Annotated in this window: 1 protein-coding gene and 1 pseudogene; one reads left to right on the top strand and one right to left on the bottom strand. The window is 67.4% G+C overall.

The features are described from left to right. Nucleotides 1-271 precede the first annotated feature (271 nt). Nucleotides 272-1,042, bottom strand: a complete 771-nt coding sequence (locus tag LUZ64_RS36655) for a transposase family protein (protein WP_095578886.1) — start codon at nucleotides 1,040-1,042, stop codon at nucleotides 272-274. An 83-nt stretch (nucleotides 1,043-1,125) separates the two neighbouring features. On the opposite strand from LUZ64_RS36655, the pseudogene LUZ64_RS38060 reads away from it, so the two are divergent. After that, nucleotides 1,126-1,209: pseudogene (locus LUZ64_RS38060) on the top strand (IS5/IS1182 family transposase); the annotation flags it as partial.

The following is a 1,209-nucleotide window of genomic DNA, read 5'->3' as shown; positions in this document are numbered from 1 at the left end:
CCACCTCAAGCAATAGCGCGGCATCGCCACCCGCTACGAGAAGACCACAACCACCTACCTCCCCGGACTCCACCTCGCGGGCATCTTCCTCTGATCAGCACGCTGATCCGAAAGAAACGGCCTAGCCCTGGCGCAAAACTGCCTCTGTCCACGCCCGACGCCTCCGCACGCGAAAAGCGACGGAAGTAGCCAACTGCCGCACACAGTGCCTAAAGCGTATTCCGCAACCCGGTGTGCGGGCAGGCTGGCGTCGGTTGTCGGCGATGGGCGGTCATGCGACGAGGGCGAGGTTGTGCATGTGGGCGACGGCCTGGACCGCGTGGTGGAGGCCGTCGCCGTGTTGTCGGCAGTCGCGGAGGATCTTGTAGTTCTTCATCCAGCCGATGACGTGCTCGACGCGGGCACGGAGTCGGCGGTGTTCGGCGTTGTCCTCTTCCTCGCCCTTCATCAGTGGCCGGCGGGGTCGTTTGCGGTGCGGCACGATCAGTCCGGTGTTGATGTAGGCACCGTCGCCGAGCACCGTCACGCCCTCGCACGACGCAGCCAGGCCGGAGGCCCGCCACGCGTGGGCATCGGCCGTGGTACCGGGCACCGGCCGGGCGGTGGCCACCACTAGGCGGGTACCCGCGTCGACGATGACCTGCACGTTCGCGGAGAACCGGCAGTTCCGGCTCGAGACGCCGACCTGCCGATCGCGGACCGGGATCAGCGTCCCGTCCACGATCCACAACCGCTCGTTGGTACCCTCCGGGTGCCGGACGGGCTCGAGCGCGGGCAGCGGGCCCAGCCGGTGGATGACCCGGCACACCCTGGCGGTCGAGACGCCGAACAACACGGCGACCTGCCGCATCGTGAGGTTGGTGCGGTAGTACACCGCCACCAGCAGCACCCGCTCAGCCAGCGCCAGAGCCCACGGCCGACCGACCCGCGGGCCGTCACCACCCCGCTCCCGCACCACCCGCAACAGCCGCTCGAACTGCACCGACCGCAGGCCGGTGAACGTCTCCACCCATACCCGCTCGGCCCGCAACACCCCAGCCATACAGGCAAGATGCCCGCTCACCCGGTTGCGGAACACGCTTTAAAGCGTGTTGCAGAAGGCTGTGATCTGGGAATTTCCTTGGTATGGCCGGTGTGTTGAGGGCTGATCGGGTGTGGGTGGAGACGTTCACGGGTCTGCGGCTGCGGCAGTTTGAGGGTTTGTTGCGG

The organism is Streptomyces albireticuli (assembly GCF_021228125.1).
GTDB lineage: Bacteria > Actinomycetota > Actinomycetes > Streptomycetales > Streptomycetaceae > Streptomyces > Streptomyces albireticuli.
This window is presented reverse-complemented; position numbering and strand designations above follow the sequence as displayed.